A 14858-nucleotide genomic window follows, 5' to 3' on the forward strand; every position below is an offset into this window, starting at 1 on the left:
GTCGTTGCGGCCGTCAGGGAGACGGTAGGACGAGAAGGCGCTCGGCGTGCGGTGAGCCGCCGACCTCGCGGGCCGGGGCCGTGCGCTACGGCCGGGCGGCGGCCAGCACCCCCGGGGCGGCCTCGGCCTCGTGCGGCGCGGTGGACGTCCGACGGCGGAGGAACGGCGACGCGTCGAGGAGCGGCCGGTAGTCGTACTCGATCGGGTCGCCGTCGAACGACAGCGCGTCGCGCAGCCGCTCGGCCGTGACGGGACCGCCGGTGAGGTCGAAGGTCTGCGGGTTGCGGAACTTCTCCACCGACGCGAAGTAGTCGTAGAACTTGTAGACGCCGCCGCGCGGGGAGGCCGAGGCCAGCCAGGCGTTGGGGATGCCGTACGCGTCGGCCACGATGAGCCCGTGCAGGGACGACGTGACGATCTTCCGGCACGAGAGGAGCTCGCGGATCACGGCCTCGACGTCGCTGCGGGCGAAGTCGATCAGCTTCACGCCGGGGCCGAACGTCGCCTTGGCCCACCGGCGCTCGCTCCACCGCACCACCACGCCGTACTCGTGGGTGATCGGCACCTTCGGCATGTAGTAGAGCGGGAGCAGCAGGGCCGGGTCGCCGTAGACCTCCGGCACCTCGATGCCGAAGCCCTTGGACGCGCCGAGCTTGGCGCGCGTCAGCGGCCCGCGGACCGCGGTGTACCGCGCGTCCGGCGACACCTCGTCCTTGCCCTCGGTGCCGTAGGTGCCGCTGCCCCAGACCACGGACTGGGCCGTCGCCTGGTTGATGATCGAGCCGATCACCACGTAGTGCGGCTTCTTCCGGTCGGCGACCACCACCTTCTTGCCCGTCATCTTCTTCACGAGCCAGGGCGAGAGGAGGTCGCCGAAGTTCGGGCGGTACGTGAAGTAGTTGAGCGGCACCTTGCCCTCCACCTCGATGAGGTCCGCGACCTCGTAGTCGTCGAGGAGGTGGCGTGAGCGCCGCACGCCGAAGGTGTCCGGCACGCGGCGCCCGAGGCTGGTCCGCGCGACCCGGTCGAGGCGGGCCCGGACAGAGGGGTACGTCGGCATAGGGGTGCTCCGTGGGTCGGCTTTCTTCACTATTCCGACCAGACTACATGGATAAAGACCTGGGCCGCCGACGGGCCCGCGGACGCTGCCGTTACGATGGCTGCGCCCCGCCCCCTCCTCCACGAAGGTCTCCACCTGTGCCCCTGCTGCGCGATCTGAAGACGATGTCCGGCCTGGTGCGCTCGACGCTCGACCGGCGGCAGGCACGGATCGAGTGGAGCCGCCACCAGGCGACGCACCACACGGAGGACGAGAAGTTCGAGGTGGCGATCTTCTTCGCCGACCCGCCGGTCAACCTGTACCAGGTCCGGCAGTGGTACGAGCCCATGCGCCGGCTCGCGGAGAAGCACCCCGTGGTCGTACTCGCGCGCGACGTGCAGACCGCCGTCGTGCTCACCCGGGAGTGCCCCCTGCCCGTCGTCCTCCAGCCGACGGTCGCGGAGACCGAGGACTGGATGGCCCGGCAGTCGGTGGGCATCGTGTTCTACGTCAACCAGAACATGACGAACTTCCGCATGCTGCGCTTCCGCGACCCGGCGCACATCTTCATCAGCCACGGCGAGTCCGACAAGGACTACATGGCCTCGAACCAGCTCAAGGCCTACGACTACACGTACATCGCCGGGCAGGCGGCCTACGAGCGCATCGGCCGGCGCCTCGTCGACTACGACCGCGACACGCGCCTGGTGCGCGTCGGCCGGCCCCAGGTCGACGTCGACTACGAGGGGCCCGCCCTGCCCGACGACGGTCGCACGGTGGTGCTGTACGCGCCGACCTGGGAGGGCGACCGGCCGTCGATGCGCTACTCCTCCCTGGCGTCGCACGCCGGCCCGATGCTCGACGCCCTCCTCGCCACGGGGACGCACCGCGTGATCTACCGGCCGCACCCGCGGACGGGCGCGTTCGCCCCCCGGTACCGGGAGCTGCACGAGGCGGTCGTGGCGAAGCTCGAGTCGGCCAACCGGGCCGACCCCGCGGCCCGGCACGTCGTGGACACGGACTCGGCGTTCGGGTGGCACCTCAAGGCCGCGGACGTGTGCGTCGCCGACATCTCGGCCGTGGCCTTCGACTGGCTCGCGACCGGCAAGCCGCTCCTGCTCACCGAGCCCGCCGACCCCGCCACCGAGGTCGACCGGGAGGGCATCGCGGGCCTGCTGCGGACGTTCCGGGTCGAGGACGCCGGCAACGTCCTCGCCGTGATCGACGCCGTCTCGGACGGCGGCGACCACCACCGCTATCAGCAGATCGTCGAGCGGTACTTCGGCGACGTCACGCCCGGCTCCTCCCTCCAGCGCTTCCTCGACGAGAGCGACCAGATCCTCGCGCGGCGCGCGACCCTGCGGATCTGACCGCTCGCGCCCCCGAGGGCACGGTCGTCCGACCCGGCCGGGGCTTACCCTTCCCCCCGGCAGACCGGGCCGTCATGATGTGACCCATGTCACCGAAGAAGCCCAGGCGTCGGACCCGCGCCAGCAGGCACGCGCTGCTCGCCGGCCTGCACCGGCAGCTGCGCCCACGGACCTACCTCGAGGTCGGGGTCGCCGACGGCTCCAGCCTGCGCCTCTCCTCGGCCCGCAGCGTCGCGATCGACCCGGGCTACTCGATCACCAAGGAGCTCGGCGCCCCGGTGCGGCTCGCCCGCACCACCAGCGACGAGTACTTCGCCACCACGGACCCGAAGGAGTGGCTCGGGGGCCCGGTCGATCTCGCCTTCATCGACGGCATGCACCTGTTCGAGTACGCGCTCCGCGACTTCATCAACGTCGAGAAGCACTGCCGGTGGTCCAGCGTCGTCGTGCTCGACGACATGCTCCCGCGCGACGTCGACGAGGCGGCACGGGACCGCCACACGCACGCCTGGACGGGCGACGTGTTCCGCGTCGCCGACGTGCTGCGCGACCTCCGGCCGGACCTCACCGTGCTCCCCGTGGACACGGCCCCCACCGGGACGGTCGTCGTGCTCGGCCTCGATCCGGCGAGCACCGTGCTGTCCGAGGCCTACGACCGGATCGTCGCCGACTACGTCCGGGACGACCCCCAGCCGGTGCCGCAGGACGTCCTCGACCGGACGGGCGCGTGGGACGCGCAGCGGCTGCTCGGCCGCCCCGTGTGGGGCCTCCTGCACCGCGGCGACCGGCCCTGGCGGAGGCGCGAGCGCGGCCTGGCGGAGATCCGGCAGGCCCTCGCCGAGCCGGACCAGTACCGCAGGCGGCGCCGCGCCGCCCGGGAGTGGGCGCAGGCGAAGGTCAGAAGGATCGCACCAACGCCTTGAGATCGCGCCGGTGGCCCGCCAGGTCGAACGACCAGTCCGACTTGTAGGCCGCCTCCGACCATCCGCCCTCGGGGTGCGGGACGACGGGCCGGTTCCAGAAGTAGTGCAGGCGCACCCCGAGCGGGAGCGCGATCAGCACCTCGTTGCGCGCCGTGTACGCCTCGTGGGTGAGCACGACGAGGTGCTCGAGACGCTCCGCGAACAGCGCGTTGAACATGCCGGACCCACCGAACCCGGCGACCACGCGGGCGTGCGAGAAGATCTCCGCCTGGCGGCCGAGCGAATGCTCCTCGGGGTAGATCACCTCGAAGCCGGCGCCCGCGAAATACTCCTCCACCTCGGCGCGGTTGAGGCACCGCCGGTTCCCGAGCTCGTCCTTGCGCGAGACGAAGACGCGGTCCCAGGTGGGGCCGGGCTCCGACGGCAGCCCCTCCCGGATCCGGCGCCACACGTCTCGGACCTCCGGGTGGACGTAGTACGGCTGGGCGTTGTGGAACATCGGCGTCGCCGCGTACATCGACTCGAGGAACACCGGCTCCCCCACGGCCACGACGTCCTCCGGAGGGATGCCGTACGCCCCGAGGACGGTGCGCTCCAGGACGGGCTCGCGCTCCCCGGGATGCCGCAGCCTCAGGACCGCCTTGAGGTCCGGCGCGTCCCGCTTCGCGCGGTCCCAGCCCCAGAGCCGGGAGATCACCTCGGTCATGAGGTGGCCGTAGTGACCGGAGTTCTCGGAGTCGAGCAGGTAGTAGGAGCCGGGCAGCTCCCGCGTGGGCTGCACGTGCTGCGGGATGCGCGCGAAGTTCTGGTCCACCTGCACCAGGCGCCGGTTGCGGGAATTGGACAGGTGGTGGCGGAAGGAGTCCGGGAGGATCTCGTTCGCGGTGAACGTCAGCGCGTTGCTCACCACCCCGATCCGCCCGCTGTAGTGCCGCAGGTGGAGCGGCGGGACGTCCACCGTCGTCTCCAGCCCCCGGCGCGGGCGTGACGCGCCGTGGGAGTCGACCGTGGTCCGCGAGGCGAACCGGAGCTCGGGGAGCAGCGCGAGCTCGTGCACCGTCGTCGTCTCCAGGCGGCGCGTCGACAGCATCCTGTTCGCCCACCGGTCCGAGAGCTTGAGATAGTGCCGGCCGTTCTTGCGCACCACGATCTCCTCGCGGTCCAGGCGCACCTCCGCGACGGCCCGGGACAGCTCGGGCAGGTCGTCGGCCCCGTCTGCTCCCGAGAGCGCCCGCGCGAACGTCGCCAGCCGGGCCTCGAGCGGGTTCCCCTCCCGGTAGCCGCGCAGCGCCGCGCGGGGCACCACGTACTCGCCGTCGGGGACGAGGTGGAAGAGCAGCCCCCGCAGCGAGGCCTCGTGCTCCTTCGGCCACCTCAGCCGCGTGTCGACGATGCGATCGACCGGACCGTGCAGCTTGAGGTACCACTGCACGTTCGACTCCTTGTCGAGCTTGAGGTACCGGTGCGGCTCGTCGAGGTGCCACTCCTCGTACGGCACGGGGGCGACGACGAACAGCTCGTCGCCGCGGTACCGGTCGACGACGGCGCGCAGCACGTCGGGCGGGTTGTCGTCGGCGACGACGACGACCCGGCGCTGCCCCCTGCCGGTGCTGTCCTGCCGCCCCCTCGACGTGTCAGGTGCCACGGTGTTCTCCTCGCGCGAGAGTCGCGAAGGTCCCAGTATGCGCAAGCGCGCGCCCTACGGCGCGACGACGGCATCGGCACCCCACTGCCGAAGAGTCAGCAGGCATGAACTGCCCAGCCGTCGTGTCGTCAGGAGCGGAACACATCGGGCGCGGGGACCTGCACCGGGGGAAGATGCTCGGGGTGCGGCTTCCCCTCGAAGACGTTCGCGTAACTGCTGGAGATGTGGCCGACATCGATGGTTCGGAGTCCACCGGTTGCCAGTCTGTCGGTCAGGATCGTTCCGGCCGGGCCTAGTGAGACCAGGCACAGGTCGACGTCGGCGCGTCCGAGTACCTCGTCAGTCAACCGGTCGAGGTCGGAGAACGCGTTTCGCGGCTCCGAGTACACGAACTCGTGACCCGCGAGGTTGTCGAACAGCTCGGGGATCAGGTCGAAGCGCGACCCGCGACCCGTCACGATCGCGACGTGCTTGCCGTCCCACACCTTCCGCCAGAGCTCAACGGCTTCCAAACCCAGCTCTTGGAAACAGTCGGGCCTGGACACATGGCTGTTGCCGAATCGATATCCGGCGGGTAGGAGAGGCTCGACCTCGTCCCAGATGACCGACCACATGCTCGTGTTGTGCGCGGTCCAGAAAGCGCGCGGCCATCCTATGAGAAGCGTCTGGCGCTGCTCCCCGAGCGTGGCCCGGAGCGCCGTACCCAGCTCGGGGCTGTTGACCTGGAACCCAAGCCGATAGAGGGGGTCAACCATGAGCCGGAGCTCGCCGTCCCCGAACCTTGCAAAACTGACGTCACGCTCGGCCAGCTCCGTTAGCGTCTCGCGATAGCTCATCTGATGTTCAGCGACGTACGCATGGACTACTTTCATCCTCGCGGCGGTCATCGCGACCCGGATCGCACGCAGCTCTTCTCCCTGCTGTGCGGTCTCGGACCTCAACTTCTCCAGGAGCGCAGCCTGCTCCTTGAGCGCCCGCGTCACCGCCTGAAGCTGCTTGAAGGTCCTGTCCGACGCCTTGTCCGCAGCTCGCGACGATTGGGCGACCGCTCCGCCAAGCCGGTCCGCGGCCCGTTTCGTCTGGCGGGCAACCTCCACCTGCTTCTCTGCCGCGGTCGCCGAGCGACGCAAGTCTGTGACCACCCCTCGCACCACCCGCGCCAATCGACGCGGCCCACCTACTCCCATCCCGGTCCTCCTGACGCCCGATCCCGCTCTTTCGCTGGACTCTCCGGCCGCCCCCGAGGGTAGGGCACGGCCATGCCGTGGTGCGGAAAGACCCTCCATCAGGAACGAGAGGCCCCGACTCCGAACCTCCTACATGGCCCGCGGCGAGCCACCGCACCCCGCCGGAGGTTCGGTGCGCAGCCATCCCTGTCGCCGCGCGTCCTCGTCGTGGCGCCGAACCGAGCCGACTCGTCGCGCGAGCCGCCGAGCGTTGTCCCACACTCGCGTTGTCGGTCGTCGTTCCCGATGCGCGATCCTTGCATTCGCCTCGTCGAGCAGGGCACGGATGTCTATCACGTCTCGGTCCTGGCTGACCGCCGGGGGTGGAGCAGATCGCTCGGCCAGGTTTTTGTCGATCGAGTCGCTGAGGGCGCCGGCGATGTCCTCGCGTTCCTGCACCTGCGCGAAGGCCAGGTTCTCGCGCGCGAAAGCGAGGTCGGTCTCGCTGTGCACGCCAAACGCCCGCACGGCCTCGGCGTCGACTCCCTCGGCGAACGTCGTGAACTCAGCGAGCCGACCCTCGAGCTCAAGGGCGATCTTTGTGCGGACACACTTCTTGCACCGATCGCAGGTGTAGTCACCGGTCTATTGGAAGCAGACGCGCAGGTGCTCCTGCGCCACCGGGTCGTGCGCGGTCGCACGCGTCTTCGCAACGCGGGTAGCGCCCGCACCGTCGTGCGTACCCCGAGGTGCTCCGTGGACCACGGCGGGGGCGTTCAACGGGTGGTTACCCCCAAGGGAAGGGGTCGTTGTACGAGTACGACGCGGGAAGGTAGAGGGCGGGTCCAGATGGGAGCAGAACGAAACTAACGATGTCCGCGCCGTGTGACATCGTCGACCACTTCATGTGCGGGTTGAGGACTCGGCGGAGTTTGGTCGCCTCCTCGATCCTCCATGCCCGCCGCGTCGGCGGAGGTCTGCGGTTGCTCAGACGTGACCGTGCGGAACTCCTTGTGTGACAGCGGAATCGAACCCATGCACGAACAGGAGGTTCGAGAGCACCCCGGAGTTCGGGTGCAACGTGCAGAACGAGTCGACGCCGCCGGTGAACACCGACAGCCCGTCCGGCCCGATGTGTGACAGCACCACTCCGCGGCGCCACCTCCAGACGGGTTCGGGCGAACGTGTCCGGGTATCACGCGGCCAACACGTGCTGGATGTCTCGCTCTGCTCGAGCAGCAACGTAGACACCGAGGCCTTGATCAGCACGTGGCCTGTCGGCATCGCGAGCATCAGACCGATCGGAACCTACGCATCGGCCATCGCCTCTGGCGTCGGCTCATGAGTGGGCGGGAACTGATAACGGAGCCTCCTGGCTGGACGGATGCCGGCAGCTCTCAGCGACCCGGGCGTCTCCACCCCCCGCGCGCCAGGTCCTGCGCGCTGGCTCAAAACCATGCGGGAAAGGTACGTCTGTTGTCAGCATCCATGAGACTCAGGAGAGTGGGACCACGGCCGCGGGCGCCGTTAGCATGTCCCCTTGACTCCACCCCCCATCGAAGGTTCACCCGTGGCACAGATGCCCTCCCGCACCGCCTCAGCGAACGGCCTCGCGCTGTGAGCCAGACCGTCGACGCTCTCGAGCGCCCCGCGGCTCCCGCACGCCCCAACAAGGCCCTGAGGTACGAGGTCCAGGCGCTCCGCGCGCTCGCGGTGCTGCTCGTGGTGCTGTTCCACTTCTGGCCGGGTCGCCTGCCCGGCGGGTACGTCGGTGTCGACGTCTTCTTTGTGATCTCGGGCTTCCTCATCACCGGCCACCTCCTGCGCGAGGTCGAGTCCACCGGCACCGTCGCCCTCGGCAGGTTCTGGGCGCGCCGCGCGAGGCGCCTGCTGCCCGCGGCATACCTGGTGATCGCGGTGTCCGTCGTGGTGACGCTGCTGGTCGTGCCCATGACGCAGTGGCACCAGTGGTTCCGCGAGGCCATCGGCGCCACGCTCTACGTGGAGAACTGGGTGCTCGCCGCGGACTCCGTGGACTACCTCGCCGCCGAGAACGCGCCCTCGCCGGTCCAGCACTACTGGTCCCTCTCGGCCGAGGAGCAGTTCTACCTCGTCTGGCCCGTGCTCGTCCTGCTCGCCGCCCTCGTCGCGACGCGCGGGCGCTGGTCGCGACGCCGCATGACCGGAGTGGTCCTCGCGGTCGCGACCTTCGCGTCCTTCGCCTACTCGCTGTGGCTCACCACGACCAACCCGGCCTCCGCGTACTTCGTGACGACGACGCGCGCCTGGCAGTTCGGGGCCGGCGCCCTCCTCGCCGTCGTGCTCGCACGGTCGGCCCCTGCCCTGGTGGGCGCGCGGTGGCGCACGCTCGTCAGCTGGGCAGGACTCGCCGCGATCGCCGCGTGCGGGCTGTTCTACGACGCGAAGACCCCGTTCCCCGGGACCGCGGCGGTGCTCCCGGTGCTCGCCACCCTCGCCGTCATCTGGGCCGGGACGCCCTCGGGCCCCCTCAGCCCGACGCCGCTCATGCGCTGGCGCCCCGTGCAGTACACCGGGGAGATCTCGTACTCCCTGTACCTGTGGCACTGGCCCGCGATCGTGATCCTGCCGTACGTCGTCGGGCACACGCCGGGGCTCGTCGAGCGGGTCGCCCTGCTCCTGGCGGTGCTGGTGCTGTCCGTGCTGTCGAAGCGGTACGTCGAGGACACGTTCCGCTTCACCCGTCGCTGGGGGCTGCAGCGCACCGGGCGCGCCCTCGGGCTCACCGCCGCCGTCGCCGCCGTGCTCGCCCTCGTCGCGGGGGCCGGCCTGGCGGTCGCCGACCACCGCACGCAGCAGCAGGAGGAGCTCGCGGCCCGGCTCGTCGCCGACATGCCGCCGTGCTTCGGCGCCGGGTCGATGGACCCGGAGAAGCCCTGCGACAACCCCGACCTCGACGGCATGCTCGTCCCCGCCCCGGAGGCCGTCGGCGGCGACTACGCCGACTACCCCGACTGCTGGGTCGAGGGCAACCAGGACCGCCTCAAGGACTGCTCGTTCGGGCCCGTGGACGACCCCGACGTCCCGCACGTCGTCCTCATCGGCGACTCGCACGCCCGCGCCATGCTGCCCGCGTTCATCGCGCTGGCGGAGAAGGGCACGATCAGCCTGACGCCGCAGCTCAAGGCCACCTGCGCGTGGACCACGGGCACGATGAACTACGACGACCCGCAACGCTCCGCGACGTGCGAGACGTGGAAGGACCAGCTCGCTCCCTGGCTCGTGGACCACGCCGAGGACATCGACCTGATCGTCACGACCGGGTACCTCAAGATGCTCTCGGGCGACGCCGACCAGCAGCGCGACCAGATGGTGGCGGCCTGGCGGCCGGTCGCGGAGAAGGACGTGCCGATCGTGGCGCTCGGGGACAACCCCTGGCACCGCACCGGCCCGTCGAAGTGCCTCGAGGAGCTCGACGTGATCGAGCCCGACAGCTGCGACACGACGCGCGCGAAGGCCTTCCCGTTCCCGAACACGTTCGCGGCCTCGGCGAAGGAGGTCCGCGGTGCGAAGTACGTCGACCTGACGGACTACTACTGCGACGAGAAGACCTGCCCGTCGGTGATCGGCGGGGTCAACGTCTACCGGGACAACAGCCACCTCACGACCACGTACACCAAGACGTTGGCGCCCTACCTGCTCCGTGAGCTCCGCGATGCCGGGACGCTCAGCTGATCACGGGACGGGATCGACCGGCGTGCCGAACACCTCAACCTGATCAAGATGGAGCACCCCGGCGACGCGCGACGTCACCCGGACGAACCGAGCCGCTGACCGGTCCGCCGCCACCTCGAGGGGCACGGCGTCCGCGTCGTTCCCGAAGAGGTGCGGACCCTCGACGAGCGCGACGAGGTTCCAGCCCCTGCCGTCGACGCTGGTCTCCAACTCCAGGTGGCGCGCACGGCTCCGGTTTCTGCTGCGGTGCCGGATGACGACCCGGTCGACTCGGACCAGCCGCTCGAGGTCCACCTGCCACCACGGATGGTGATCGTGCCCGGTGTGGAACCCGGAACCGTCCTGGAGGATCCCGTTCGTCGCACGCCGTGCGTCGTCGCTGAGCGACCGCGCGCCTAGACGTCGGGACTGGAGGCTCGACTGAGTCGCTGGACGGCCGAGCGCCCAGTTCACCGGAGGTGGACTCTCCACCCATCGACGGTCGACCGCTTCAAGGCCCAGGCGAGAGCTTGCATCAGGATCACGGACCACACGCCCGAACCGCGCGTAGAGGGCTTCCCAGAAGTCGCTGGGGTCACAGTGCTCGAGCGCCTGCGACAGGTTGGACGTCGGGTCCAGGACTGTCCAGATCTCTTGCTCGTTGGACACTCTCTTGGCGCCTGCCACGGCCGCCGGGAGCACGGGATGGGCGATCCCGTTCGGCACGTGGATTCGCGGGTCCTCGTACGCGTGGGTAGACAGGGCGGAGAAGTAGTCGAGGTCGACGTCCTGGTGGTGCGCGCGGATGTCTCGCACGCTGAAGCCATTCGCGTGGCTCAGCGTCGACGGGATGAACGCCTCGCAGTACGGCCAGTTGCCCTCGGTGCCGTCGTCGCCCTCGACCAGCGAGCGACGCCCCGCCAGTAAGGCGTCGACGCCCCTCGCGGACACACCGAGCACCTGCACCCACGCCCGCCAGACAGGCTCCTCCAACCGGGCCGTCGTCTTGCGCCACGACCAGGCCTCCGGCGCCTCCTCGACGTGCGTGGCAAGTAGATCGATCCCCGAGCGATGCGCGTCCCGGAAGATCTCGCCCAGATCCGCCGAGGCAACGATGTCGTTCTCCAGCATCACGAGGAACTCGGCCTCGGGGAAAGACTCGCGCAGGAAGTACAGCGGGTAGTCGGCGTTGAACCACAGCGTTCGATGGGCAGGTGTCTGCGGGAGCCCGAACCCCGACATATCGCTGGTGTGGGCCACCGTCTCAAATCCCGGGCAGTCGTACTCCCCCGCGGACTGGTCGGCCACCACGACGAAGCGGAGGCCGCCGCACGCGTCCCGGAGATCGCGTGCCACTCTCGCGACATAGTCCGTCCATACGTGCGTGCGGAAAGCAACGACGATCTGGGACGGCTCATCGTGAACGGCCACTACACGACCTCCTTAAGGAGCATTCCCGCCAGCTCCCGCTTCTGGCGCACCAGCGAGCGCTCGTCGATCCGCGGCGTGGACAACGAACCAAGGTCGATAGCGCCAGAGCCGGTCTCATCCAGGCTCGACCACCTGCTGCCGCACCGGACCACCGACGCGTGTTTGGTGTCGTAGTAGCCCGCACGCGCCGAGGCGAAGACTCCGCGCGCACCGGCCCGAGATGCCAGGAGGTGCAAATGGAAACGGGTGGTCACGACCACATCCTGCGCCGTGACCGGCAGCCCGCCGGCGAAGAGGACCGGCTTGGTCACGAGCTCGTCAATCATCACGCGTTCCGCGAGCCGCTGCCGGAACTTGCGGTCGGGGCCGAAGAATTCCAGATATCGCACCGGTCGTCCCGGGTTCAGCGCGACCGTGGACTGTATCCGGTCGACGAGGGAGTCGTGCAGCGCCGCTCCCTCCATGTCGGACTGCACGCAGATGGTGAGCGTCCCCTCCCGAGGCGCGTCGGAGGCAGTTCTGACGGGAGCTAGGAACGCGTCGTCGATCCCCTGCACCAAGTTGCTCGAGGATCCCAGTAGACGCCGCACCGCGGCGAAACTCTCCTCGTCGCGGACCTCCAGTCGGTCGAGCCGTGACAGGACCTCGCTGGAGAGAGCAACGCTCTCGGGCATGGGTGTCAGGCCGAGGCCGGTGCCGAAAACCGGGACGGACAGCCGCCGCCCGAGATCGGTCAGGGTCGCAGCCATGAGCCAGCCCCGTTCGAAGTACGAGTTCAGATAGCCGCCGCCAGCGAGGTGGATCCCCCGGATTCGCGGAACCACGTCCTTCCAGGGGCCTTCTGTCGCGAGAATGCGCCCAGCGGCCGCCCCACCCGATTCGAGGAGCGCCTCACCGAGATCCGTGACGGACTTGCGCTTGCGCCGCTCCTGCTGAGCGACCTGCGCCATCCACCCGGAAAGATGCACCCCGCCGTCGCCGAAGTAGAGAGCGGACATCCAGTCGTCGACCGTTGGCACGACGACAGTAATCCCCTTCGAGCGATACCACCGGATCCACAGGTCGAGGAGGTAGTCGTCACCGAAATTATTGTTCCCGCCGTAGCAGAAGAGGACGACGACCGGTTCGGGGGCCGGTGTGGAGGCCTCCTCACGGCGCGACCTCCCGAACCAGCCCCGCATGCCTCCGCCGTCAGTCACGAAGGGCCCAGGGCCAGTCGTAGAACGGGTCCGGGGTCGACCACGTCTCGCCGTAACGCTCTGTGAGGAAGCGCGTCGGATCCGCGGGTACGAGCATCTCGTGACCAAGGAAGGTGACGGTGGCGGGCGGGAGCACCATGTCGGTCGGGACCTCACGCAGCTTCATTTTCTCCATGTGGAGTTGGGACCGCTCTCCGTCCACGAGAAGGGGGAAGACGTCGATGTGAAGTTTCGTCTCCGGGTCGCCCAGGTGGAAGTTCATGTACTCGTTCGGCCGGGTGACCTTCCATCCCTTGTCGCGGAGCTGGCCGTGCAGCCCGCGCAGCACCTCCCGCGCCTCCTTCTCGGAGGACGCCTGCAGGGGGATGATCATGTCGACGTCGTCGTCGTGCGCCAGGAAGTCGCTCTCGCGCACCGCTCCGAGCAGCGTGCCGTACGCGAGCATGGCCGGGTAGCCGCACTCCTCCAGGACGGCCGTGGCGCGCTGCATGGCCGCGACGTAGTCGTCGGAGCGGTTGCGGAGCCCGCCGACGTCGATCAGGCGGTGACGCGACAGGATCGCCGGAGGGGTCCCGAGGACCTCCCCCGCGCGGTTCACCTCCACCTCGAGTCGCCTGAGGGCGGTCCGTGAGTCGAGGACCAGGTGGAACGTCCGCATCGACGTCGCCGTGGACGGGAGCCGGAGACGCTCGGCGGCGAGCAGGTGCCCCAGCAGGGTCCACTCGTCGTCGGTCAGGAACTCGCCGTCCTCGAGCCGGTGGGTGCGGATCAACGAGGCGAGCAGTCGCTGCTCCTCACGGTCGGGCGTGAGCAGCCCCTCCCCCGCGCGGCGGGCAAGCTCTGCCAGCACCTCTGCGCGCACGGCACCCGCCCCCTCCTTCGAGGACAGCGCCGTCTCGTCGATCTTCTGCTCGGTGATCCGCTCGACGAGCGCCAGGGTCGCAGCGATCACGCGGTCGGAGCCCACGGAGCGGATCGTCCGGAACGTGCCGTCGATCCCGGCCACCGCGACGGTGAGGGCGCGCGCGCGAGATCCCCAGCCGTCGAGACGGTTGAGCACCCGGACCTCGGTCGCGTCGACGGGCGCGTCGAACCGCACCGACCACCAGGCCCTTTGCTCGCGCTTCGTCCTGATCCCGCCCAGGGCGAACGGGCTCGCCTGCCCGCCCGGGCGCTCCACGCCGGAGCTCTGCGAGACGGTCGCCCGCGACTCGTCGATCACCAGGCGACGACCGCCGGAGAAGAGCTCGACGCCGCGCAGGTCGAGCTGGCCCTCGGACTGCGGGAGGAAGACCCGGATCTCGGAGACCGGCCCTCCGGTCTCGACCGGGAGGTAGTTCACCGCGTTGCCACCGAAGTAGCCCAGCGAGGGGATCAGCGTCGACAGGCCGGGCTGCGAGACCAGGCGCGTCTCCGGCTCCCGCGCCAGGGGACGTGCGGCGTCACCGGAGCGGGCGCGCGACTTGCGGCGCAGGAAGGGCGACGCGTCGAGCAGCGGGCGGTAGTCGTAGCGGATCGCCGCGCCGTCGAACGTCAGGCCGTCGCGCAGGCGCTCCTGCGTGACCGGGCCCGACGTCAGGTCGAAGGTCTGCGGGTTGCGGAACTTCTCCACCGACGCGAAGTAGTCGTAGAACTTGTACACGCCGCCGCGCGGGGAGTCCGAGGCCAGCCAGGCGTTCGGGATGCCGTACGCGTCGGCCACGATGAGCCCGTGCAGGGAGGACGTGACGATCTTCCGGCACGAGAGGAGCTCGCGGACCACCGCCTCGACGTCGCTCCGCGCGAAGTCGATCACCTTCACCCCGGGGCCGAACGTCGCCTTCGCCCACCGGCGCTCGCTCCACCGCACCACCACGCCGTACTCGTGCGTGATCGGCACCTCCGGCATGTAGTAGAGCGGGAGCAGCAGGGCCGGGTCGCCGTAGACCTCCGGCACCTCGATCCCGAACCCCTTGTGCGCGCCGAGCTTCGCGCGGGTCAGCGGCCCGCGGACGGCGGTGTAGTGCGCGTTGGGCGAGACCTCGGACTTGCCCTCCGTGCCGTAGGTGCCGCTCCCCCACACGATCGACTTGCTGGTGGCCTGGTTGATGATCGAGCCGATCACCACGTAGTGCAGCTTCTTGCGGTCGGCGACGACGACGTCGCGGCCGGTCATCTTCTGCACGAGCCAGGGAGACAGCAGGTCGCCGAAGTTCGGGCGGTACGTGAAGTAGTTCACCGGCACCTTGCCGTCCTCCTCGACGAGAGGCGCGACCTCGTAGTCGTCGAGGAGATGGCGGAATCGCCGCGTCCCGAAGGTGTCCGGGCGCCGACGCCCGAGGCGGGTCTTCGCCTCCTGCACGACGCGGGCCCGGGCAGAACGGTAGATCGACATGATGTGCTCCGGTACTGG

At 69.6% G+C, this 14858-nt stretch carries 11 protein-coding genes; 3 read left to right on the forward strand and 8 right to left on the reverse strand.

Going from position 1 to position 14858, the window contains the following annotated elements:
• Positions 1 to 85 precede the first annotated feature (85 nt).
• Positions 86 to 1060, reverse strand: coding sequence for a polysaccharide pyruvyl transferase family protein (locus tag ACFU5J_RS16545; protein WP_430579448.1), 975 nt, complete (start codon positions 1058 to 1060; stop codon positions 86 to 88).
• A 137-nt stretch (positions 1061 to 1197) separates the two neighbouring features.
• Between ACFU5J_RS16545 and ACFU5J_RS16550 the strand changes: the two genes are divergently transcribed.
• Together ACFU5J_RS16550 and ACFU5J_RS16555 are read left to right on the forward strand one after the other, a co-directional pair.
• On the forward strand, positions 1198 to 2409 hold the full coding sequence (locus tag ACFU5J_RS16550) for a CDP-glycerol glycerophosphotransferase family protein (RefSeq protein ID WP_430579449.1): 1212 nt from the start codon (positions 1198 to 1200) through the stop codon (positions 2407 to 2409).
• An 86-nt stretch (positions 2410 to 2495) separates the two neighbouring features.
• Positions 2496 to 3332, forward strand: coding sequence for a class I SAM-dependent methyltransferase (locus ACFU5J_RS16555; protein ID WP_430579450.1), 837 nt, complete (start codon positions 2496 to 2498; stop codon positions 3330 to 3332).
• Here the strand turns inward: ACFU5J_RS16555 and ACFU5J_RS16560 are convergent.
• From ACFU5J_RS16560 to ACFU5J_RS16575, 4 genes are all read right to left on the reverse strand, one after another.
• A complete protein-coding gene (locus ACFU5J_RS16560) occupies positions 3307 to 4977 on the reverse strand; it encodes a glycosyltransferase family 61 protein (RefSeq protein ID WP_430579451.1) in 1671 nt (556 codons plus the stop codon). The genes ACFU5J_RS16555 and ACFU5J_RS16560 overlap by 26 nt on opposite strands.
• A 128-nt stretch (positions 4978 to 5105) precedes the next feature.
• Entirely contained in the window at positions 5106 to 6119 is a 1014-nt protein-coding gene (locus ACFU5J_RS16565) for a GT-D fold domain-containing glycosyltransferase (RefSeq protein WP_430579452.1), read from the reverse strand.
• Positions 6120 to 6293: 174 nt separating this feature from the next.
• Positions 6294 to 6656, reverse strand: coding sequence for a hypothetical protein (locus ACFU5J_RS16570; RefSeq protein WP_430579453.1), 363 nt, complete (start codon positions 6654 to 6656; stop codon positions 6294 to 6296).
• Between the two features lie 474 nt (positions 6657 to 7130).
• A complete protein-coding gene (locus ACFU5J_RS16575; protein ID WP_430579454.1) occupies positions 7131 to 7436 on the reverse strand; it encodes a hypothetical protein in 306 nt (101 codons plus the stop codon).
• A 324-nt stretch (positions 7437 to 7760) separates the two neighbouring features.
• Between ACFU5J_RS16575 and ACFU5J_RS16580 the strand changes: the two genes are divergently transcribed.
• Positions 7761 to 9857 carry an acyltransferase family protein gene (locus ACFU5J_RS16580; protein WP_430579455.1) on the forward strand — a complete coding sequence of 699 codons (2097 nt, stop codon included), beginning with the start codon at positions 7761 to 7763 and terminating at the stop codon, positions 9855 to 9857.
• Here ACFU5J_RS16580 and ACFU5J_RS16585 read toward each other — a convergent pair whose 3' ends face one another.
• From ACFU5J_RS16585 to ACFU5J_RS16595, 3 genes are read right to left on the reverse strand one after another with little or no spacing between them, the layout of a single operon-like run.
• Positions 9858 to 11267, reverse strand: a complete 1410-nt coding sequence (locus ACFU5J_RS16585; RefSeq protein ID WP_430579456.1) for a discoidin domain-containing protein — start codon at positions 11265 to 11267, stop codon at positions 9858 to 9860.
• Positions 11267 to 12448: a hypothetical protein gene (locus ACFU5J_RS16590; protein WP_430579457.1), complete on the reverse strand. Its 1182-nt coding sequence runs from the start codon at positions 12446 to 12448 to the stop codon at positions 11267 to 11269. The genes ACFU5J_RS16585 and ACFU5J_RS16590 overlap by 1 nt, the downstream gene beginning before the upstream one ends.
• A gap of 10 nt (positions 12449 to 12458) precedes the next feature.
• On the reverse strand, positions 12459 to 14840 hold the full coding sequence (locus tag ACFU5J_RS16595; RefSeq protein WP_430579458.1) for a LicD family protein: 2382 nt from the start codon (positions 14838 to 14840) through the stop codon (positions 12459 to 12461).
• Positions 14841 to 14858 lie beyond the last annotated feature (18 nt).

The sequence above is a fragment of the Isoptericola sp. NPDC057559 genome (assembly GCF_042801555.1).
Classification (GTDB): domain Bacteria; phylum Actinomycetota; class Actinomycetes; order Actinomycetales; family Cellulomonadaceae; genus Isoptericola.